Annotated in this window: 17 protein-coding genes and 1 pseudogene; 10 read left to right on the top strand and 8 right to left on the bottom strand. The window is 71.6% G+C overall.

Features of this window, described 5'->3' with window-relative positions:
* Positions 1-313 (bottom strand): NAD(P)-binding domain-containing protein (locus tag GXW76_RS20790; RefSeq protein WP_211864019.1); only part of this gene is annotated, 313 nt, incomplete at its 3' end.
* Between the two features lie 201 nt (positions 314-514).
* On the opposite strand from GXW76_RS20790, the gene lnt reads away from it, so the two are divergent.
* Positions 515-2,065, top strand: a complete 1,551-nt coding sequence (gene lnt, locus GXW76_RS20785; protein ID WP_211864018.1) for an apolipoprotein N-acyltransferase — start codon at positions 515-517, stop codon at positions 2,063-2,065.
* 157 nt (positions 2,066-2,222) lie between these two features.
* Positions 2,223-2,678 (top strand): helix-turn-helix domain-containing protein, encoded by a 456-nt coding sequence (locus tag GXW76_RS20780; protein WP_211864020.1) that lies wholly within the window; start codon positions 2,223-2,225, stop codon positions 2,676-2,678.
* Positions 2,679-2,715: 37 nt separating this feature from the next.
* On the opposite strand, the gene GXW76_RS20775 is transcribed toward GXW76_RS20780, so the two are convergent.
* A complete protein-coding gene (locus GXW76_RS20775; protein WP_211864017.1) occupies positions 2,716-3,183 on the bottom strand; it encodes a hypothetical protein in 468 nt (155 codons plus the stop codon).
* On the bottom strand, positions 3,180-5,921 hold the full coding sequence (gene secA / locus GXW76_RS20770) for a preprotein translocase subunit SecA (RefSeq protein ID WP_211864016.1): 2,742 nt from the start codon (positions 5,919-5,921) through the stop codon (positions 3,180-3,182). The genes GXW76_RS20775 and secA overlap by 4 nt, the downstream gene beginning before the upstream one ends.
* Before the next feature lie 241 nt (positions 5,922-6,162).
* Here secA and GXW76_RS20765 point away from each other — a divergent pair, with 241 nt between their 5' ends.
* The 6 genes from GXW76_RS20765 (at position 6,163) to GXW76_RS20740 (ending at position 12,811) form a co-directional block, all read left to right on the top strand.
* Positions 6,163-7,092, top strand: coding sequence for a peptidylprolyl isomerase (locus GXW76_RS20765; RefSeq protein WP_211864015.1), 930 nt, complete (start codon positions 6,163-6,165; stop codon positions 7,090-7,092).
* A gap of 34 nt (positions 7,093-7,126) precedes the next feature.
* On the top strand, positions 7,127-8,356 hold the full coding sequence (gene argJ / locus GXW76_RS20760) for a bifunctional glutamate N-acetyltransferase/amino-acid acetyltransferase ArgJ (RefSeq protein WP_211864014.1): 1,230 nt from the start codon (positions 7,127-7,129) through the stop codon (positions 8,354-8,356).
* A gap of 259 nt (positions 8,357-8,615) precedes the next feature.
* On the top strand, positions 8,616-9,788 hold the full coding sequence (locus tag GXW76_RS20755) for a glycosyltransferase (protein WP_211864013.1): 1,173 nt from the start codon (positions 8,616-8,618) through the stop codon (positions 9,786-9,788).
* A complete protein-coding gene (locus tag GXW76_RS20750) occupies positions 9,785-10,708 on the top strand; it encodes a class I SAM-dependent methyltransferase (protein ID WP_211864012.1) in 924 nt (307 codons plus the stop codon). The genes GXW76_RS20755 and GXW76_RS20750 overlap by 4 nt, the downstream gene beginning before the upstream one ends.
* A gap of 34 nt (positions 10,709-10,742) precedes the next feature.
* A complete protein-coding gene (locus tag GXW76_RS20745) occupies positions 10,743-11,744 on the top strand; it encodes a bifunctional GNAT family N-acetyltransferase/(deoxy)nucleoside triphosphate pyrophosphohydrolase (protein WP_211864011.1) in 1,002 nt (333 codons plus the stop codon).
* Between the two features lie 302 nt (positions 11,745-12,046).
* A complete protein-coding gene (locus tag GXW76_RS20740; RefSeq protein ID WP_211864010.1) occupies positions 12,047-12,811 on the top strand; it encodes a competence/damage-inducible protein A in 765 nt (254 codons plus the stop codon).
* Between the two features lie 587 nt (positions 12,812-13,398).
* Here GXW76_RS20740 and GXW76_RS20735 read toward each other — a convergent pair.
* The 4 genes from GXW76_RS20735 to GXW76_RS20720 all read right to left on the bottom strand — a co-directional run bounded on the left by GXW76_RS20735 (position 13,399) and on the right by GXW76_RS20720 (position 18,205).
* Positions 13,399-14,391, bottom strand: a complete 993-nt coding sequence (locus GXW76_RS20735; RefSeq protein WP_211864009.1) for an esterase-like activity of phytase family protein — start codon at positions 14,389-14,391, stop codon at positions 13,399-13,401.
* A 112-nt stretch (positions 14,392-14,503) separates the two neighbouring features.
* Entirely contained in the window at positions 14,504-16,378 is a 1,875-nt protein-coding gene (cobT, locus tag GXW76_RS20730; RefSeq protein WP_211864008.1) for a cobaltochelatase subunit CobT, read from the bottom strand.
* Positions 16,379-16,531: 153 nt separating this feature from the next.
* Positions 16,532-17,536, bottom strand: a complete 1,005-nt coding sequence (cobS, locus tag GXW76_RS20725; RefSeq protein WP_211864007.1) for a cobaltochelatase subunit CobS — start codon at positions 17,534-17,536, stop codon at positions 16,532-16,534.
* Positions 17,537-17,593: 57 nt separating this feature from the next.
* Positions 17,594-18,205 (bottom strand): J domain-containing protein, encoded by a 612-nt coding sequence (locus GXW76_RS20720; protein ID WP_211864006.1) that lies wholly within the window; start codon positions 18,203-18,205, stop codon positions 17,594-17,596.
* An 85-nt stretch (positions 18,206-18,290) separates the two neighbouring features.
* On the opposite strand from GXW76_RS20720, the gene GXW76_RS20715 reads away from it, so the two are divergent.
* Together GXW76_RS20715 and GXW76_RS20710 are read left to right on the top strand one after the other, a co-directional pair.
* Positions 18,291-18,575 carry a BolA family protein gene (locus GXW76_RS20715; protein ID WP_211864005.1) on the top strand — a complete coding sequence of 95 codons (285 nt, stop codon included), beginning with the start codon at positions 18,291-18,293 and terminating at the stop codon, positions 18,573-18,575.
* Complete coding sequence (locus tag GXW76_RS20710) at positions 18,575-20,188, top strand: tetratricopeptide repeat protein (protein WP_211864004.1); 1,614 nt, start codon at positions 18,575-18,577, stop codon at positions 20,186-20,188. The genes GXW76_RS20715 and GXW76_RS20710 overlap by 1 nt, the downstream gene beginning before the upstream one ends.
* On the opposite strand, the pseudogene GXW76_RS20705 reads toward GXW76_RS20710, so the two are convergent.
* Positions 20,182-20,442, bottom strand: a pseudogene (locus tag GXW76_RS20705) (hypothetical protein); the annotation flags it as partial. The gene GXW76_RS20710 and the pseudogene GXW76_RS20705 overlap by 7 nt on opposite strands.

Here is a 20,442-nt window from a genome sequence, read left to right as displayed (position 1 = left end):
GGGAAGCGGCCGGAGCGATCAGCAGCGGCAGCGCGCGCGGGATGGCGGCGGCGATGCGCGGCAGCAGCGCCGGCAGCGCGTAGGTCGGCACGGCGAGCAGCGCGGCGTCGGCGCCCGCGAAGGCGTCATCGAGGGTCGTCGCGACGGCGACGGGAAAGGCGCCCTCGAGCACGCCTTCCGCGTGCAGCGCGCCGTCGAGCCCGCGCGTCCCCGCCCCCGAAGGCGACCACAGCACGGCGTCGTGCCCCCGGCTCACGGCCAGCGCCGCCGAGGCCGGGCCGATGGCGCCGGCGCCGAGAATTGCGATGCGCATGACCGTTGTCCTCCGTCGTCGTCCAACCCTGTGACTGGGCCCTGCGTGGTGCAAGCCGAAGGGGGGCGCCGCCCCCCTTCACCCCCCGCCGAGGGCCGAAAGGCCCTCGGAACCCGATACCTGGTGGCGGGAGGGGCAGGGCTCTCCCGGCGCGCGCCTTTACCGGCCATAAGCATGCCTTGCCATTCAGGACCATCGCGCATGTGGGAAAGGTTGCTCGGGCATCTCACCAGCCGGAGGGGTTGGCGCCTGTGGGTCACGGCGGGCGGGCTCGGTGCCCTGGGGGCCCTGGCCATGCCGCCGATCCATGCCGTCCCGGTGTTGCTGCTCGCGATCCCGGGGCTGTTGGTGCTGGTGGGCGCGGCCGGGACCTGGAAGCGCGCCTTCTGGATCGGCTTCGTCTGGGGCTGGGGGCATTTCGCCGCGGGTCTGTACTGGATCACCCATGCGATCCTGACGGAGGTGGAACGCTTCTGGTGGCTGGTGCCGATCGCGGTGCCGGCGCTGGCACTGCCGCTGGCGCTGTTCGTGGCGGGGCCGGCGGCACTCGCCTGGAAGGCACGGGCGGGCTGGCCCCGGGTGCTGGTCTTCGGCGGCGCCTGGGTGCTGTTCGAGATGCTGCGCGGCTGGGCCTTCACGGGCTTCCCGTGGAACCTGCTCGGCACGGTCTGGGCCTTCGGGGCGCTGCCGGTGCAGGCGGCGGCCTGGATCGGGGTGCACGGCCTGTCGCTGGCGACGGTCCTCATCGCCTCGACGCCGCTGCTCGGGCGGCGGGCGATGCTGGGGGGGGCCGCGGCGCTGGCGGGCTTCGGGCTGTTCGGCCTGGCGCGGCTCTGGCCGGCGGAGCCGCCGCCGCAGCCCGTCGGCCTCCTGATCGTGCAGGGCAATGTCGCACAGGAGGTGAAGTGGCGTGAGGACCAGCGCATCCCCATCCTGCGCCGCTACATCGAGGGCACGCGGGAAGCGGCGCTCGCCGCGCTGCGCGAACTGCCCGAAGACCACAACCTGGTCGTCATCTGGCCGGAGACCGCGGTGCCCTTCCTGGTGGCCGACGATCCGGAGGTTCGCCACCTGATCGCCGGCGCGCTGCCGCAGCGGGCGATGCTGCTCACCGGCACGGTGCGGGCGGAGTTCGGCCCCGACCGGCGGGCACGGCGGGTGTTCAACAGCCTGGTTGCCGTGGACCCGGCGGGCGAGGTGCGCGGGGTCACAGACAAGGTGCACCTCGTGCCCTTTGGTGAATACATGCCGCTGTCCGGGCTGCTGCCGGTTCGGATCGTCCAGGGCGGCATGGACTTCACGGCCGGGGAGGAATTGCGGTCGGTGCGCGCCGGCTGGGTGCCGCCCTTCGGGGCGCTGATCTGTTACGAGGTCATCTTTCCGGCCGCGGTGGTGCCGCGGGAAAGGCCACAGTGGCTGGTGAACGTCACCAACGATGCCTGGTTCGGCATCTCCGCCGGACCCTGGCAGCACCTGGCGGCGGCACGGCTGCGGGCGGTGGAGGAGGGGCTGCCCCTCGCGCGGGCCGCGCAGACGGGCGTCTCGGCCGTGTTCGACGCGCGAGGACGGGAGGTCGCTCGCACCGGACTGGGTGAGACCGGGGTGCTGATGGCGCCCTTGCCCGCCGCGCGGGAACCGACGCCCTTTTCGCGCTTCGGGATCACAATTGCGGGATTCCTCGCCATCGTCGTCTTCGCTTCTGGGTGGTGGAAAGGCCGGAATAACGATCGCCATGAGGGAGGCGGCGCTTGAACCGCCGCCTATGGATCGTCTCAAATTCCGAGAATAAGAAAAAGAGTTGACGAAGTATGAAGACCCGCCTATCCGTTGGACATCGAAGGCGGGCCGGTCGCGCGCCTACTGCCGGCGGCAAGCGACGGGCATGAATCTTCGGACTGCGGAGGACCTGATGCCGAGCGAGGACACCCTTGAGCGCGTGGAGCGCGAGCATCGGGCCAGCCCGATCGACGTGCATGTCGGCTCCCGCGTTCGCCTGCGTCGCACCCTGCTCGGCATGAGCCAGGAGAAGCTGGGCGAGGCGCTTGGCCTGACGTTCCAGCAGATCCAGAAGTATGAGCGCGGCGTGAACCGCATCGGCGCGAGCCGCCTGTTCGACCTCGCCCGTGTGCTGGACGTGCCGATCGGCTTCTTCTTCGATGACATGTCGCCCGAGCTCGGCGGCAATGCCGCCACCCGGTCGCGCGCCGCCGCCTTTGGTTTCGCCGAAGGGCAGGAAGGCTTCGAGGACGACACGCTGCACCGGCGGGAAACGCTCGAACTGGTCCGCGCCTACTACCGCATCACCGATGCGTCCGTCCGCAAGCGCGTCTTCGACCTGATCAAGACGCTGTCGCCGAGCGAATAGCCGGCGCCGCCGGCCGCGGCCCTTCAGCCGGCGCGGGTCACACCCCGCGGGCGCAATGCAGCAGGACCGTCGGCTGCCCGGGCCCGAGCTGGAGGTCGATCTCGTCCGGCCGGCTCCAGCCGTAGGATTCCATCCCCGTCACCGGGTCCCGCCCGCGTTCCTGCGGTGCGCCGAAAAGGCGTTCCAGCCGCGCGCGCAAGGCCGGCCCCTGATCGGCATCGGCCCGCGCCGAGACGCAGACCAGGCCGCCATTGCGCGCATCGAAGGCGAAGGCGACCGACAGGCGCAGCGTGCCGGAACGGAATTCCCCCGCCGCGCGGTACTCCATGCGCGCGGCTGGCACCGGCCGCCGTTCGCCGGCCGGCAGGGCCCGCACGGCCCCGCGCGAGGCGGTGACCACCTGCTGCGGGCTCATGCCCCAGCGCGCGTATTCCCAATGCGCCGCGGCCGTCCCCGGCGCGACCAGCGCCGCAACGAGGCCGAGGCCGGCGAGCGCCGTCCTCACGCCCGACCGTGGCAGGCCTTGAACTTCTTCCCCGACCCGCAGGGGCAGGGGGCATTGCGCGGCGTGCGGTGCCAGGTCGAGGGATCGTTCGGATCCACCCCCTGCGCCATCGCCCGCGGTGCCGCCGTGCCGATCGCCATCGGCACGGGCTCGTAGCCGGTGCCGCCCTCGGCCATCTCGAGCTCGGCGGCGGCCATGGCCGGGTCGGGGTGGCGCATGTCGAGGAAGCCGATGCCCTCCGGCGAGGGCGGGGGCGCCTCGGGGTGCAGCTCGATGCGCAGCAGCAGCGACGTCACGCGCTCGCGCAGGTCGTGCAGCATGCCGTTGAAGAGGGTGAAGGCCTCGCTCTTGTACTCGTTCAGCGGGTCGCGCTGGCCGTAGGCGCGCAGGCCGATGCCCTGGCGCAGGTGGTCGAGCGCCAGCAGGTGTTCCTTCCACACCTGGTCGAAGACCTGCAGCAGCAGGGACTTCTCGATCTGCCGCATGATCTCGGGGCCGACATTGGCCGCGCGGGAGGCGTAGGAACGGTCCGCCGCCTCCTCCAGCCGCTCGCGCACGATGTCGTCGTCGATGCCTTCCTCGCGCGCCCATTCGGCGACCGGCACGTCGAGGTTGAGCACGTCCTGCACCTGGCGCTGCAGGGTCTCGAGGTCCCATTGCTCGGGATAGGCGTTCTCGGGGATGCAGCGGGCGACGAGGTCTGCGATCGTCTCGCGGCGCATCTCCTGGATGGTCTCGGCGACGTCGTCCGCCGTCATGAAGGCGCGGCGCTGGGAGTACACCTCCTTGCGCTGGTCGTTCATGACGTCGTCGTACTTGAGAAGGTTCTTGCGCATGTCGAAGTTGCGCGCCTCGACCTTCTTCTGCGCCTTCTCGAGCGCCTTGTTGATCCAGGGATGGACGATCGCCTCGCCTTCCTTGAGGCCGAGCTTCGTCAGCATCCCGCCCATGCGGTCGGACCCGAAGATGCGCATCAGGTCGTCTTCGAGGGAAAGGAAGAAGCGGCTGGCGCCCGGATCGCCCTGGCGGCCCGAGCGGCCGCGGAGCTGGTTGTCGATGCGCCGCGATTCATGCCGCTCGGTGCCGATGACGAAAAGGCCACCGGCTTCCTTCACCGCCGGGCGCAGCGCCTCGACCTCGGCCTTGTGCTTCACCACCGCGGCCTCGTAGGCCTCGCCTTCGTTGGTGCCGGCTTCCTGGCGCGCCAGCATCTCGTAATTGCCGCCGAGCTGGATGTCGGTGCCGCGGCCGGCCATGTTGGTCGCGATCGTCACCGCGCCCGGGCGGCCCGCCTGCGCGACGATGCCGGCCTCCTGCTCGTGGTAGCGGGCGTTCAGCACCTGGTGCGGGACATTCTTCTTCTTCAGCAACTCGGAGATCAGTTCCGACTTCTCGATGCTGGTGGTGCCGACGAGGCAGGGCTGGCCGCGGTCCCGCGCCTCGGCGATCAGCACGGCGACCGCCTCGTACTTCTCGGCGGCGCTCCGATAGACCTCGTCGTCCTCGTCCAGCCGCGCCACCGGCACGTTGGTCGGGATCTCCACCACGTCCAGCTTGTAGATCTCGGCGAATTCGTCGGCCTCGGTCGCCGCCGTGCCGGTCATGCCGGACAGCTTCGGATAGAGGCGGAAGTAGTTCTGGAAGGTGATGGAGGCGAGCGTCTGGTTCTCCGGCTGGACGGTGACGTGTTCCTTCGCCTCCAGCGCCTGGTGCAGCCCGTCCGAGTAGCGCCGGCCTTCCATCATGCGGCCGGTGAACTCGTCGATGATCACGATCTTGTCGTTGCGGACCACGTACTCGACGTCGCGCTTGAACAGCGTGTGCGCGCGCACCGACTGGTTCACATGGTGCACCAGCGTGACGTTGTGGATGTCGTAGAGGTCGCCCTCGGTCAGCAGCCCGGCATCCTTGAGCATCTGCTCGATGCGCTCGCTGCCGGCTTCCGTCAGCGAGACGGCGCGCTGCTTCTCGTCCTTCTCGTAGGTCTCCGGGTCCTCCACCAGGACCTTCACCACCTCGTCCGCCTTGCGGTAGAGGTCGGAGGAATCCTCGGACGGGCCGGAGATGATCAGCGGCGTGCGCGCCTCGTCCACCAGGATCGAGTCCACCTCGTCCACGATGGCGTAGGCGAAGTCCCGCTGGACCATGTCCTCCAGCCGGTACTTCATGTTGTCGCGCAGGTAGTCGAAGCCGTACTCGTTGTTGGTGCCGTAGGTGATGTCGCAGGCGTAGGAGTTGCGACGCTCCTCGTCCGTCAGCCCGTGCACGATGGTCCCGACCGTCAGGCCCAGGAAGCGGTACAGCTTGCCCATCCACTCCGCGTCGCGGGTGGCGAGGTAGTCGTTCACCGTCACGACATGCACGCCCTTGGCCGGCAGGGCGTTGAGGTACACGGGCAGGGTGGCGACCAGCGTCTTGCCTTCGCCGGTCTTCATCTCGGCGATCCTGCCCTCATGGAGCACCATGCCGCCGATCATCTGCACGTCGAAGTGACGCAGGCCGAGCACGCGGCGGGACGCTTCGCGCACCGCGGCGAAGGCCTCGGGCAGGAGGTCGTCCAGCGTCTCGCCCTTCGCGAGGCGCTCGCGGAACAGCACGGTCTGGTTGGCCAACGCCTCGTCCGAGAGCGCCTGCATCGTCGGCTCGAGCGCATTGATGGCCGGCACCCGCGACTGGAAGCGCTTCAGCGCGCGGTCGTTGGAGGTGCCGAAGATGGCGGCGGCGAGGCGGGCGAACATAAGGGGCGTCGGTCTCCGTCGGGCGGGCTGCCCGGTCGAGCACGCCCCGGCCAGGAAAGCGGGGCGCGGACTCGGAACGCGCCGCCCCCGGCCGGACCATTCCGGTCAGGACACGGGGCGCGGCGCGGCCCCGGCAGAGATAGGCGGGCGGGCAGGGCCGGTCAACGCCGCCGGCCCCTGCGCCTTGTCGGTGAATGAGGCTTCCGCCATCTTCCGGGCCTTCCCCGGACCCCGAGGCCCCATGACGCAGCGCTTTCGCCCCGCCCCCAACCTTCGCGCGGGCTTTGCCCTGGCGGTCGCTCTCTGTGCCGCGACGGCGCTGCAGGCCCAGCCGGTGCCGGCGACGCCGCCGGGGGATCCGGTGGTGGCCCGGGTGGACGGGGAGCCGATCCTGCTCTCCGACCTCGCCGCGGCGACGCGGGACCTGCCCGAGGAACTGCGCGGCGCCCCGACGCAGATGCTCTATCCCCTGCTGCTGGACCAGATCATCGCCGGCCGCGCCGTGACCGCCGCCGCCCGCCGCGCCGGGCTGGACCGGGACGAGGAGGTCCGCGCCCGCATCCGCCGCGCCGAGGAGCAGGAACTCCAGCAGGCCTGGCTGACCCGCGAGATCGCCTCCCGCGTCACCGATGCCGCCATCCGCGCCCGCTACGACCGGGACGTGGCGAATCGCCCGGCCGAGGACGAGGTCCGCGCCCGTCACATCCTGGTGCCGACCGAATCCGAGGCCCGCGCCGCGCTGGCCGAGGTCCGCGGCGGCGCCGACTTCACCGAGGTGGCGCAGCGCCGCTCGACAGGGCCCGGAGCGCGGGAAGGGGGCGACCTCGGCTTCTTCCGCCGCGGCGACATGGTGCCCGAATTCGCCGAGGCCGCCTTCACCCTCCAGGCCGGGCAGATCAGCGAGAACCCGGTCCGTTCCCCCTTCGGCTGGCACGTCATCAAGGTCGAGGACCGCCGCCGCGCCGCCGCCCCGCCCTTCGAGGAAGTGAGCAGCGCCATCCGCCAGCAGCTCCTGGAGGCGGAAGTCTCCGCCGCGGTGGAACGCGCCCGTGGCGAGGCGCGCATCGAGCGTTTCAACCTGGACGGTTCCGCGCCGCGCCCGACGGACTCCGCCGAGCCGCCGGCCCCTGCCGCCCCGCCCGCCCGCCCTGCCGCGCCGATCCGGCGCTGACGACACGCCTCAAGCAAGAAGCAAGGACGCGCCCATGGCCTATCCCGTCTCTCCCCTCGCCCTGCCGCTGCCGGAACTGCCGCCCGTGCCGGGCGTGCGCGTCGCCACCGGCATGGCGGAGATCCGCTACCGCGCGCGCGAGGACGTGATGGCCATGGCCTTCCCGGCCGGCACCACCGTCGCCGGCGTGTTCACCAAGAACCGCTGCCCCGGCGCGCCGGTGGAATGGTCCCGCGCCGCGCTCAAGGGCGGCAAGGCGCGCGGCCTGGTCGTCACCTCGGGCAATTCCAACGTCTTCACCGGCAAGGCCGGGCGCGAGACCTGCGTGAAGACGGCCGCTGCCGCCGCCGAACTGCTCGGCTGCAAGCCGAAGGAGGTCTTCCTCGCTTCCACCGGCGTGATCGGGGAACGCCTGCCGACCGAGAAGCTGGTCGGCGCCCTGCCGGCGGTGTTCGAGGCGGTGGCCGAGGACGGCTTCGGCCACGCCGCCCGCGCCATCATGACCACCGACACCTTCGCCAAGGGCGCGGTGCGCACGGCGACGATCGGTGAGACCACGGTGACCATCGCCGGCATCGCCAAGGGCTCGGGCATGATCGCGCCGGACATGGCGACGATGCTCTCTTTCCTCGCCACCGACGCGAAGATCCCGGCCGCCGCCTTGCAGGCGCTGCTGAAGAAGGGCTGCGACAAGTCCTTCAATTGCGTGACGGTGGATTCCGACACCTCGACCTCGGACACCGTGTTGCTCTTCGCCACCGGCGCGGCGAAGCATCCGCGCGTGCCGGCGGAAGGCGGCGCGGTCCTCAAGGACTTCGCCCGCGCGCTGAACGAGGTGCTGATGGACCTCGCGCTGATGGTCGCCCGCGACGGGGAGGGCGCGCAGAAGCTGATCCGCATCGACGTGACGGGCGCCACCACGGCGCGCTCGGCGCACAAGATCGCGATGTGCATCGCCAATTCCCCGCTGGTGAAGACCGCCATCGCCGGCGAGGACGCGAACTGGGGCCGCATCGTCATGGCGGTCGGCAAGTCGGGCGAGCCGGCCGACCGCGACCTGCTCTCCATCGCCGTGGGCGGCGTCTGGATGGCGCGGGACGGCGGCGTGGTGGACGGCTACGACGAGACGCCGGTTGTCGCCCACATGAAGGGGCGCGAGGTGGAGATCACCGTCGATATCGGGCTCGGGAAGGGCAAGGCCACGGTTTGGACCTGCGACCTGACCCACGGCTACATCGACATCAACGGGTCGTATCGGAGCTAGTGCGGGCTCGGCCGGCTACGGGGAGGGCGCTGCCCTCCCCGTACCCCACCCGCCAAAGGCCGAAAGGCCTTTGGAAACCGGTTTTCATCGGGGTTTCGGGGAGGGGGCATGGCGCGCCGGCGATGTTGGGGGCACCCGTGATGCCCCCTCCCCGAAACCCCGACCAAGTCGAGGGTTCCAAGGGCCTTAAGCCCTTGGCGGGGGGCGAAGCACTGCTTCGCCGTGAGGAGAGGGGCGGCGCCCCTCTCCGAGGCCACCCGTGACCATCCTCCTCGGCACGATCTCCTTGCTGGCGACGCTCGCCTGGCTGGCCGGCGTCGTCTGGTTCCTGCGCTTCTTCCGCCCCCCGGCCGTGGCCGCCGAGGGCCAGGTGTCGCTGCTGCTGGCCGTCACCGGCCGCACGGCAGGCTTGCCGCCCCTGTTCGCCGCGCTCGCGCGCCAGACGCTGCGGCCGCGCCGGATGCTGGTGGCGGTGGAGTCGGCCGCCGACCCTGCCCATGCCCAGGTGCGGGAACTCGAACACCTGCTGCCCTTCCCGATCGAGATCGTCGTCGCAGGCGTGGACGACACGCGCAGCCAGAAGGCGACGAACATGATCGCCGCGCTGGCGCGCGTGGATGCGCGGGATGACGCGCTGGTGCTGCTCGATGCGGATATCCTGCCGCAGGACACTTGGCTCTCCTGGCTGGCGACGCCGGCGCTGAACGGCGCGGCGGATGTCGTGACGGGCTATCGCTGGCATGCGCTGGATGGCGCGGGGCCGGGGCGGCATGTCGTGGCCTGGCTCGATCGCTCGCTGGCGCTGGGGCCGCGATTCCTGGCCTCGGGGCTGGTGTGGGGCGGGTCGGTGGCGATTTCGCGCGATGCGTTGGCGCGAATGGACCTCGCGGATGCGCTGGGCCGCACCTTTTCTACCGACGGCGCCATCAGCCGGCGGGCGAGGGCGCTCGGCCTGCGGGTGCTGACGCGCCGCGCGGTGCTGCTGCCGACCCCGCCCGAGGGCGGCGACCGCGAGGCGATCGCCTTCAAGAAGCGGCAGTTGCAGATCGTGCGGGTCTATGTGCCGTCGCTGTGGGTGTGGCTCGGCCTGGCGCTGCATGCGGAGGCACTGGCGCTGCCGCTGCTGCTGGTCGCGCTGGCGGGCAGCGCGACGGCGTGGTGGTTCCTGGCGGGCGTGATGGCCGTGGGTGCGCTGCGGGCGCTGCTGCACGACCGTGTCACGCGCGCCGTCGGCATCCGCGAAGGCATGGTGGCGCGGGTGGCGCAGGGGGCGCTGGGGGCGCTGGCGCCGATCACCGCGCCCGCTGTCGCCGCGCTGTTCTGGACCAGTGCGCGCACCCGCATCATCCGCTGGCGCCACGTGGAATACGAAGTGCTGGGGCCGGAGGAGGTGCGCGTGCTGCGCCGCCACACCCCCGGCGCCGCGGCGTGACGCCCGGCATCTGTCCCATCACCGGCGAGCCTGCCGAACTGGTGCAGGAGGTCTCGGCCGGCCTGCTGCGCGGCCTGTGGCGCCGTTCCTTCGGTGTCGAGCCAACGCCGCGGCCTGAAGGGCGCATAGGCATCTGGCGCGCCCCCTGCGGCCTCGTCTTCTTCGCCCCTGCCGAGGAAGGCGACGGCGCCTTCTATGAGGCGCTCTACCGTCGCCTCGATGCCGGCGGGCGGGTGCGGGCGGCCGGGCGCGACCGCGCCGAATACCCGCACGCCGCCGCCCGCATCCGGCCGGGCGACGCCGTGCTGGAGGTGGGCGCCGGCGCGGGCGCCTTCGCGCGCTTCATCCCCGGCGCCGGCTATGTCGGGCTGGACCCCAATCCCGGCGCCTACGCGGACCCGAAGGCGGATGTGCGGGCGGAGAGCCTGGCTGACCACACGGCGCGGAACGCGGGCACCTACGACGCCGCCTGCGCCTTCCAGGTCATCGAGCACGTCGCCGACCCGTTGCGGATGGCCGCCGACATGGTGCGCTGCCTGAAGCCGGGCGGGGTGCTGATGCTCGGCGCGCCGCTCTGGCCCTCCGCCATGACGGCGATCCCGGACTTCGTCTTCAACGCGCCGCCGCATCACCTGTCCTGGTGGAATGCGGGGGCGATGCAGGCGCTGGCGGACCGGCTGGGCCTGGCGGTGGAGGATGTCCGCCCCCTCCCGCCCGTCGCTGCCCAGCCACTGATCCACTGGATGGGGCGGCTCTCGCCGATCAAGGCGCGGCCGGAGGGGCCGTGGTTCGCCGCGCGGCGGTCCTGGTACGCGGCACTGGCGGCGTCCTTCGCGCTGGGGCGGGTGGCCTCGGCGCTGCTGCCGTTCCCGCGCAACGCCTCCCCGATGTTCGTATTGCTGGTGGCGCGGAAGCCTTGACGCGGGGGGCGGCCTCGCCGTTCCTGGCGGCCCGATGCCCGACTCCGTGACCGCCTTCGAGCCGCTCGCCACCGAGCGCTTCCTGCTGCGCCCGCTGCGCGCGGCGGATGCGGCGGAACTCCATCGCCTGGTGAACGATTGGGAGGTGGCGAAGACCCTCGCCCGCGTGCCCTTCCCCTACCCGCGCGACCTGGCGGACGAGTGGATCGCCTCCACCGCCGAGCGCATCGCCGCGGGGGAGGCCTACCACCTCGCCATCGCGCGGCGGGAGGACGACGTGCTGGTCGGCTGCGTCGGCCTGACGCTGGACGCCGAGGACCGCACCGCCGAACTCGGCTATTGGGTCGGTCGGCGCCACTGGGGGCAGGGGATCGCGCCGGAGGCCGCAGGGCGGCTTTCACGCTGGGCGCTGGCCAACCTCGACATCGATCGCCTGACGGCGAGCGCACTGACCGACAACGCTCGCTCCGCCGCCGTGCTGACGCGCATCGCCTTTCGCGAGACGGGGAGGGGCGCGCAGGATTTCCTCTCCCGTGGCGGCGCCATGCCGGTGCGGCTGTTCGAGGCCGGGCGTGCGGACTTCGCCCCCCCACCGGCCGCGCTCCCCGCCGAGGCGCCGGAGGCCGTGCCGGACGGCAAGCCGATCGTGCTGGTCGCCGCCGTGGGGCTGATCGACCCGGACAACCGCGTGCTGCTGGCCCGCCGGCCCGAAGGCAAGCCGCTCGCCGGGCTATGGGAATTCCCGGGCGGCAAGGTGCACCAGGGCGAGACGCCGGAACGCGCCCTGATCCGCGAATTGAAGGAAGAACTCGGCATCGACGTGACCGAGGCCTGTCTCGCGCCCTTCGCCTTCGCTTCCCACGGCTACGAGTCCTTCCACCTGCTGATGCCGCTCTACCTCTGCCGCCGTTGGCAGGGGAACGTGACGGCGATGGAGGGCCAGGCGCTGGCCTGGGTGCGGCCGCAGCGCCTCGCGGACTACGCGATGCCGCCGGCCGACAGGCCGCTCGTCGCGTTGTTGCGGGATTTTTTGTAGGCGTTCCCTTGCCCCAGACGCCGGCGCCCGCATCCGCGGGCTTGGCTTGCGCGCCGTGCACTGGTGCACGGGACGCGACGGATGGTCTGGGCGCGGTCGCGCTTTGCGCTCCCGGCCCGCGGCTCTGCCACGGGCCGCAGGGTGCGCCCGCGCATGGTCATCGTGGCCTCCTGTCGTGATGCCCGCGGCCCTGCCTCGGGCCGCAGGGGGCGTCCGCGAGGAGTACCGTCGTCAGCGGTTCGTGTCGGGCGCCATTGTGCGCAGGCGACAGCCGCCTATCCTGCGCGGCGGAGGACGCCATCATGCCCAACCCGACTGCCTGTCTGCTCATCATCGGCAACGAAGTGCTGTCGGGCCGGACGCAGGACGCCAACCTGAAGTTCATCGCCACGCGCCTGGGCGAGATCGGCATCCCGCTGCGCGAGGTGCGGGTCATCCCCGATGTCCGCGAGACCATCGTCGATACCGTCAACGAGGCGCGGGCGAAGTTCGACCACGTCTTCACCACCGGCGGCATCGGCCCGACGCATGACGACATCACCAGCGAATGCGTCGCCGAGGCCTTCGGCGTGCCCTGGGAAGCGCATCCCGAAGCCTGGCGGCGGCTGGAATCCCACTATGCGCGCCAGACCCCGCCCGGCGACTTCAACCCCGCGCGGCAGCGCATGGCGACGATGCCGCGCGGGGCGGAACTGATCGACAACATCATCTCCATCGCGCCCGGCTTCACCATGGGCAATGTCCACGTCATGGCTGGGGTGCCGCGCATCATGCAGGCGATGTTCGAGTCGCTGGCCCCGAAGCTGCAAGGCGGCCCGCCCGTGGTCTCCGCCGCCGTGCACGCCAACGGGCTGATGGAAGGCCGCATCGCCGAGGGCCTCGCGGACATCCAGAAGCGCTACCCCGAGGTCGATATCGGCTCCTACCCCTATTACCGCACGGGCGGCGGCGGCGTGGCGGTGGTCGCCAAGGGCACGGACGAGGCGGCGGTGAAGCAGGCCGCGCGCGATGTGCTCGTCTTCATGCGCGCCTGCGGCGGACTGCCGGTGGAAGGCGAGCCAGCCTAGAGCGGTTTCCGTTCGCCCCGGCTCACGAACACCGCTCCAGGCCTCTGTTCTTGCGAGCATCTTCACCCGATCAGATGATTCACCTGATCGGGATCTGCTCTCGATCGGCTTCCATGCGTCCCGGCTCACGAAACGCGATCCAGGGCATTGTCTTCGCGAGCATCTTCACCCGATCAGGTGATTCCGCCTGATCGGGATCTGCTCCAGCTACCTGGCCTGACGGTCGCGCCAAGGGCACCCGACGGGGTGCGCCGCGCACTCCGATGCGCGGCACGCCAGCCGACCTATCTGCTCCTCGCATTGCGCGGGCGGGACCTCACGGCCGATGTCCCGCGGCGGCGTTGCCCGCAAGCTACGGCCGCTGTCGCGGCGGGGGCGGGCGAAGGCGTGCCGCCCTGCCCACCCGGCGCATGGGGCACGAAGATGCCCGCGCTGCCGCTGGCGGAAGGAACACCCACGACGACCGGCGCCACGGGTGCCGCTCGCGGGGTGGCGTCAGACGATGGCGGCGCCGCCCCCGCGGCCGCGGGCAGGCACGGCAGCACGACGTCCGGAACGAGCCGCATCGCGCCCTGCCGCTCCCGTGATCATGCTCGAACCGCGAGCGGCGCCGCGATGGCGGGCGCGCGCAGTTCGAACAGCAACAGCAGGCTGCGCTGCAGCGGGCTGTGGTTGTCGTCGGCGACGATCGCGACGAGGGTGCGTCCGCCATGCCGCACGGCGGCGACGCCCTCGTAGTTTTCCGCCGGCACGGTGGAGCCGTCGAAGCGCAGGATCTCCTCCCCTTCCAGCACAGTGTCTGCTGCGGCTGCCCGGATCGCGTCCGCCGGCACGCTCACCAGCCTGCCGGTGAAGCCGCCGAGCCAGGAGAAGCCGCGTTCCAGCACCAGCGCTCCGCCGTCGGGCAGCCCGGCGGCGTCCACCGGCACCAAGCCTGGCGCGGGCCGCCAAGCCAACCGATCCCACCGGCCCGGCCCACCGATCCAGGCGCTGCGCAGGGCAGGGGCACCGTCCGGCGCGAGCCCTTCCGAGATGGCGAGCAGCCGCCCGTCGGCCAGGACGCCCAGCGATTCCAGCCCGGCATTGAAGGGTGAGCGATCGAGCCCCGGGGGCGCCTCGACATAGGTGCCGGCGCCGTCGAGGCGGCGATAAGCGCGGATGCGGTGCCAGCGCTCGAAGCCGACCAGCCAGGTGCCATCGGGCAGGCGAGCCAGTGCCTCGGCGTCGCCGGCATGGCCCGGGGGCAGGGGCTGGCCCGCCCCATCGCCGAGCGGCCCTGATGCGACGGGCTCCAGCGCCTCCGCCTGCCCGTCCCGCAGCACGATGCGCGCCTGGGCCCAGCGGCCGCGGTCGTCGATCATGGTGGCGAGGAGATCGTCGTCGAGGTGCAGCCCCGAGAGCCCGCCGGCCCCGAGCCTGGCGTTGTCGATCTCGAAGCCGCCGAGATTGCGCAGTGGTCCCGTGAGCCGCATCGGTGCCAGCGGCGTGCCCGCCGAACCCGGCCTCGGCGCCTCCGTCGTGGCGAGACAGCCCCCCGCCAGCAGCCCCGCCGCGAGAACCGCGCGCCGCGACGTCAGCATACCGGCCTCCGGCCGTACCTCGGCCCCGGGTCGCGCCCGTCCCGCCCGCGCGCCTTGGTGACAGACAGAAGAAGGAGGGGGCGCGGGGGAGTTCCCTCCCCCGCCTTCTGCATCACGCGACCAGCGGCCCGCGTTCCGCCGCCGCGCGCTGCCATGCTTCCGCCGCGTCCTCGTCGAAGAGTTCCGCGAGCTTCTTCATCATCGTGCCGCCGAGTTCCTCGGCATCCACGATGGTCACTGCGCGCCGGTAGTACCGCGTCACGTCGTGCCCGATGCCGATGGCGATCAGTTCCACCTGGTTCCGGCCTTCGATCTCGTGGATCACCTTGCGCAGGTGGCGTTCGAGGTAGTTGCCCGGGTTCACCGACAGCGTGCTGTCATCGACCGGCGCGCCGTCGGAGATCACCATCAGGATGCGCCGGTGCTCGGGCCGCGGCAGCAGCCGCTTGTAGGCCCATTCCAGCGCCTCGCCGTCGATGTTTTCCTTGAGCAGCCCCTCGCGCAGCATCAGGCCGAGGTTCTTGCGCGCGCGCCGCCACGGGGCGTCCGCCGCCTTGTAGACGACGTGGCGCAGGTCGTTCAGGCGCCCCGGGTTGCGCGGCTTGCCTTCCTGCACCCAGCGTTCGCGCGACTGCCCGCCCTTCCAGGCGCGCGTCGTGAAGCCGAGGATCTCGGTCTTCACCGAGCAGCGTTCCAGCGTGCGCGCGAGGATGTCGCAGCACATCGCCGCCACCGTGATCGGCCGCCCGCGCATCGACCCGGAATTGTCGATCAGCAGGGAGACGACGGTGTCGCGGAAATCGGTGTCGCGCTCATGCTTGTAGGACAGCGCATGCATCGGGTTGGTGACGACGCGCGTCAGGCGGGCGGCGTCCAGGATGCCTTCCTCGAGGTCGAATTCCCAGGCGCGCTGCTGCTGCGCCAGCAGGCGGCGCTGCAGGCGGTTGGCCAGCTTGGAAACGACACCCTGCAGATGGGACAGTTGCTGGTCGAGCTGCTGCCGCAGCCGGTTCAGCTCGTCCGGGTCGCAGAGATCCTCGGCGGAGACGATCTCGTCGAACTGCGTCGTGAAGGCGTGATAGCGCGTGGTGTCGTCGATCTGCGGCACCTCGCGGCGCTGCTGCGGGCCGCCGGGCTTGTCGTCGCCATCGGCGGCGGCGCCGTCCTCCTCGGTCTCCTCGCCTTCCTCGTCCGAGGCCTCGCCCTGCATCTGCTCGGGCTGGGCGCCGAGCATCTGGTCTTCCTGCTCGGACTGGGACTGGCCTTCGCCGGACTGGTCCTGCTGGGGGCTGCTCTCGCCGCCTTCCTCGCCTTCCTCGTCCTGCTGCTCGCTCTCGGCCTCGACTTCCGCTTCCGCAAGGTCGAGCGCGGTCAGCAGCTTGCGGGCGGCCTTGGCGTAGGCGAGCTGGTCCTCGGCAGCGTTGGCCATCTCGGCCAAGGCCTCGTCCGCCCTGGGGCCGAGCGTGTCGCGCCAGAGGTCGAGCACACGATGCGCGATCTCGGGCGCCGGCTCGCCGGTGAGGCGTTCGCGCGCGATCAGGCCCAGCGCCGCGGGCAGCGGCAACTGGTCCTTGCGCGTCATGCGGTCGTAGCCTTCGGCCTCGCATTCCTCGGCGAGCTTGGCGCGCAGGTTCGCGGCCACGCCGGTCATGTGCTTGGAACCGACGGTCTCGACGCGCACCTGTTCGAGCGCGTCGAAGACCTCGCGCGCCTCGCGCTTCCCGGGCACGCGCTGGGCGTGCAGGGATTCGTCGTGGTGGCGCAGCCGCAGCGCCGCCGCATCCGCCGCACCGCGCAGCTTGGCCATCTCGGCCGCCGGCAGGGCGCGGGTCGGCAGCGGCAGGCGCACCCGCTTGCCGGCGACGCCGGAAGGGCCTGGCTGGAAGGCGACCTGCACCTCGGGGTCGGCATGCGCGATGGCGCGCAGCGCGCCGGCAGTGGCGCGCTTGAACTCTTCCTGCCTGGTCAGGTCCTGCTTGCCGGACATTACGTTTGGCCTCCGCTTCGCTCCGGCGCGGCCGGCCTGATTCGGGTTTCGCTCCTCGCGCCAGCGGCGCTGCGGAGCCCCGTCATCAGGACGGCCGACTGCGTTACTGCGTGGTCGCGGGCGGCTTCATCCCGCCGCCCGCACACGGCTTCTTCAGCCCGCCTTGCGCAGCAGCCCGGTCGAGACTTCCTCGTTGAAGCAGCGCTGGTAGTACTCGGCCACCGTGGCGCGCTCCGCCTCGTCGCACTTGTTGAGGAAGGTCAGGCGGAAGGCGAAGCCGACATCGCCGAAGATCTTCGCGTTCTCGGCCCAGGTGATGACGGTGCGCGGCGACATGACGGTCGAGATGTCGCCCGCGATGAAGCCGGCGCGGGTGAGGTCGGCCAGCGCGACCATCGCCTCCACCTGCTTCTTCATCTTCGGGTCGTTCTCGACGCCCATCTTGGCGAGCACGATCTCCGTCTCCTGCTTGTGGGGCAGGTAGTTGAGCGTCGCGACGATCGACCAGCGGTCCATCTGGCCCTGATTGATCTGCTGCGTGCCGTGATAGAGGCCCGTGGTGTCGCCAAGGCCCACCGTGTTCGCCGTGGCGAACAGGCGGAACCAGGGGTTCGGCCGGATGACGCGATTCTGGTCGAGCAGCGTCAGCTTGCCTTCCACTTCCAGCACGCGCTGGATCACGAACATCACGTCCGGGCGGCCGGCGTCGTATTCGTCGAACACCAGCGCGCAGGGGTGCTGCAGCGCCCAGGGGAGGATGCCCTCGCGGAACTCGGTGACCTGCTTGCCTTCCTTCAGCACGATCGCATCCTTGCCGATCAGGTCGATGCGGCTGATGTGGCTGTCGAGGTTGACGCGGATGCAGGGCCAGTTGAGGCGCGCGGCCACCTGCTCGATGTGGGTGGACTTGCCGGTGCCGTGGTAGCCCTGGATCATCACGCGGCGGTTGAACGCGAAGCCGGCGACGATCGCGAGCGTCGTCTCCTTGTCGAAGCGGTAGGTGCTGTCCACCTCGGGCACGTGTTCCGTGCGCACCGAGAAGGCCGGCACCTCGAGGTCGATGTCGATCCCGAAGGCGTCGCGCGCCTTCACCTTGATGTCCGGGGCTTCGATCGCCGAGGTGGGGCGGATTTCGGCGAGTTGAGCGACCTTGTTCATTTCAAGTCCGGTTCCGTCACTGTCGTTGTTCATTCTAGGCGCGCCGGGGCGATCCCGCTACCCGGCGGCGGCGCTCTCCGTTTCGGCGGCGGCGTGCGCCCGGGCGGGAACGCGCCGCTTGAGCAGGCTGTAGGCGCGGTTGATGTCCTTCAGGCGTTCCTCGGCGCTGCGGTCGCCGCCGGTCGCGTCCGGATGGTAGCGCTTGGCCAGCTCCTTGTAACGCGCTCGCAGCTCCGCCTGGTCGAGGGGCCAGGAAAGGCCGAGCAGGTCGAGCGCGGCGCGCAGTTCGGGCGGCGCCTCGGTCGTCTCGCGCGGGCGCCGGCGCGCCGTCGGCGCCTCCTGTCCCAGCACGCTGAACGGGTCGCGCAGCAGGTCCGGGTCGAAGCGCCCCAGGCCGCCAAGGCGCCCGAGCGGCCAGGAGGGGCGCTGCCAGGCGGTGTCGGAGCGCAGCGCGTCCTCGATTTCGGCCGGGCCCATGCCCTTGTAGAAGTCCCAGGCGGCATTGTAGGCGCGCACATGGGGCAGGCAGAACCAAAGGAACTCCTTCAGGCTCCGGTCGCGCGGGGCGCGGAACAGGCCGGCCTCCGTGCAACCCGGATGGGCGCAGCGGCGCAGTGGCGCACCGCCGCCGTCATCCTCCGGCGCGGCCTTGCTGCCAGATCTGGGCATCCGCACGTTATGGGAGGCGCGCGCGCTTCCCGCAAGGCGCGTTACACCCTCTTGGCAGCGTGACGCAAAGACCGGAAAAGCGGCCATGACCCCGACCCGCGCAGACCGCATCCGCACCGCCCTGGAGGCGGCCTTCGCCCCGGCCGAGGTGGCGGTGACGGACGACAGCACCCGCCATATCGGCCATGCCGGCGCACGGCCGGAAGGCGAGACGCATTATTCCGTCGCCGTCGTCTCCCCCGCCTTCGCGGGGCAGTCGCGCGTCGCCCGCTCCCGCGCGGTCCATGAGGCGCTGGCGGCGGAATTCACGACCGGGATGCACGCCCTCGCGCTGCGGCTGATGACGCCCGAGGAAGCGGCCCGGCGCTGATGCTGCCACCGACGTCGAGCGTCCTGTTCGAGGATCGCGAGATCCTCGTGCTGCATCGGCCGGGCAGATCCGATCACACGCTCGTCACCTTCGCGGATCTCACCTTCCGCCCGGCCGGCCACGCCTTCTGGGGGCGGGAGGCGGCGGAGAAGCTCGACCTCGACACGATTGGTTTCGTCGCCAAGCGGGAGAACTGGTTTCCCGTGGCCTCTGTGGAGGCGGCCGCGCCGGCGGTGCGCAAGGCGCTGAAGCCGCGCAGCATCGGCTATGGCTACAGCATGGGGGCCTATGCGGCGCTCAAGCACGGCCGGCGGCTCGGCCTCGGCGGCGCCATCGCGGTCGCGCCGCAGGTGAGCATCTCGCCCACGGACGTGCCCTGGGACACGCGCTTCCACCGCTTCCACCGGCCCGTGCCGCACCAGGGGATGGCCGTGACGGCGGCAGACCTCGCGCCGTTCACGACGGTGCTCGCCGACCCCTACGACCCGACCGACTGGCACCACGCCCAGTTGGCGGCCCAGGCCGGCGGGGTCCACCTGCTGCGCACGCCGCTGGTCGGGCATTTTGCCATCTGGCTGCTCGCGGGCTCGGGTGCGCTGGCGGAGATCCTGCCCCCGGCGCTGGCCAGCGACGTCGCCGCCATGCACGCCGTCCTGCGGGCGCGACGGGCACGCTCGGGCCACTGGTTCCGGCTGATGGGCCGCTCCGCCCTTCGCCTTGGCCACGCCCGGCTGCCGGAAAGGCTGTGGCACCGCGCCGTGGAACTCGGCATTCCCGCGGGCGTGATCGAGAACGAACGGACGGAGGCGATGGCAGACCGCGCCCACCGCCTCGCCGTGGAAGGCCGCCGCGAGGAGGCGGCCGCGATCTGCCGGCAGCTTGCCGCGCTTGCCGGGGATGGCGCCGGGCTGATCGGACGGGTCGCGCACATCCTGCTGCATGCCGGCGCCGCGCCCGAGGCCGAGGTCGCCTTTCGTCGCGCGGTGGCCGGACGGCCGACGGCCGCGGACCTGCATATCGGTCTCAGCCTGGCGCTCGCCGCGCAGCAGCGCCACCGCGAGGCGATCGAGGCGGCGCGGCGGGGTCATGCCGCACTTCCGCTCGAGACCGATCTCACGACCCATCTCGGCCACATGCTGATCGCCGGCGGCCGGGCCTACCTGCCCGAGGCCGAGACGGTGTTCCGCGAGGTGCTGCAGCGCCGTCCGGCGACCGGGCAGGCGCTCCACGGCCTCAGCATCGTCCTGGCCCGGCGCAATGAGATCGAGGAGGCCCTCGCCCTCGCCCGAAAGGCGGCCTACCGCATGCCGGGCAGCCACGACGTACAGGCCTGGCTCGCGCGCCTGCTGTCGCGTTCGGGCGATACGACCGGCGCCGAGCAACTGTTCCGCCGCATCGTCGCCGAGGATCCACTGCGGCCGGAAGGCCATGTCGGGCTGTCCGAGGTGCTCGCCGTGGTCGGGCGGCGGGAGGAGGCGGTGGCCGCCGTCGAGCAGGGCCTCGCCGCGCTGCCCGGCAATCCCGCGCTGCTGGCGCAGGAGCGCGCTCTGGCTCCGCGGTTCCCCGGCCTGGCCGGACGGCTGCGCCGCCTGTTCCGGGCGCGGGATCAGTAGCCGAAGGGCACCCGAAGCCGCGCGCCCGCACCTGGCTGGCGCAGCAGCCGTTCGTCGCGGGACGGCGGGCCGTAGGGGGTGCTGCCGACGCCCGCGCGCGGGGCATTGGGGTCGATCAGGACCGGGTCGATCCGCGCGGATGGGGCAGCCATACCTCCGCGCGGCGCCTCGATGTCCGGGTTCGGGACAGGCGCCGGCTCCCCGCGCGAGACCGGGCCCGGGGATGGTTCGGGCGGCGGCGGCGGCGGTGGCGG

Source organism: Neoroseomonas soli (assembly GCF_018129065.1).
GTDB lineage: Bacteria > Pseudomonadota > Alphaproteobacteria > Acetobacterales > Acetobacteraceae > Neoroseomonas > Neoroseomonas soli.
This window is presented reverse-complemented; position numbering and strand designations above follow the sequence as displayed.